General features: G+C 66.1%; 1 protein-coding gene. It reads right to left on the reverse strand.

Annotated elements, in window-relative coordinates:
• Window positions 1-152: 152 nt before the first annotated feature.
• Complete coding sequence (locus tag KME75_RS42355; RefSeq protein ID WP_219420731.1) at window positions 153-398, reverse strand: hypothetical protein; 246 nt, start codon at window positions 396-398, stop codon at window positions 153-155.
• Between the last annotated feature and the right edge of the window lie 144 nt (window positions 399-542).

Raw genomic sequence — 542 nt, forward strand, 5'->3', positions numbered from 1 at the left:
AGACGGGCGTGCGCGAGCTTGGTCTCGAACGAGTCGTGGTGTGGGACGCGGTCGCCGGGATGCGCCTCGTGGGTGTACACGAACACCCAGCCGAGCTCCGGGTAGCGGTCGGCGAGCCGATCGAGCAGAGGACCCTCTGCGGAGCAGTACGGTCAAGTGAACGACCCGAACTCCACGACGGCTGAGTTGCGCCGCCACAGCTCGGCCATCGGCACCGTGACACCGTCGTCGAGGCGGGTCAGCGGAAACGTCGGTGCCGTGGACCCGGCGTGTAGCTGGTCCGTGAACCGCTCGAAACCCTCCAGCCCGCCGCTGGCGACGTGCTCGGCGAAGTCGGCGTAGTTGTACTCGTCGGGGTTCATGATGTCCTTCTCGTCGTCCTGACCCTCCCGCCGCACTGTAAGGGTTCATTCGACGCGGTAAGCGGTTGATCGATGAGGGAACGCTTCAGAGGCGCCCAGCAGGTTCATCCCTTTCGTCGTGTCCGCTGAATCGGACAGCCGGTTGCGCAACACCGCCGGCGGCTCGAGTCGAGGGTGCAG

This window comes from Pseudonocardia nigra, from assembly GCF_019396355.1.
Taxonomy (GTDB): domain Bacteria; phylum Actinomycetota; class Actinomycetes; order Mycobacteriales; family Pseudonocardiaceae; genus Pseudonocardia; species Pseudonocardia nigra.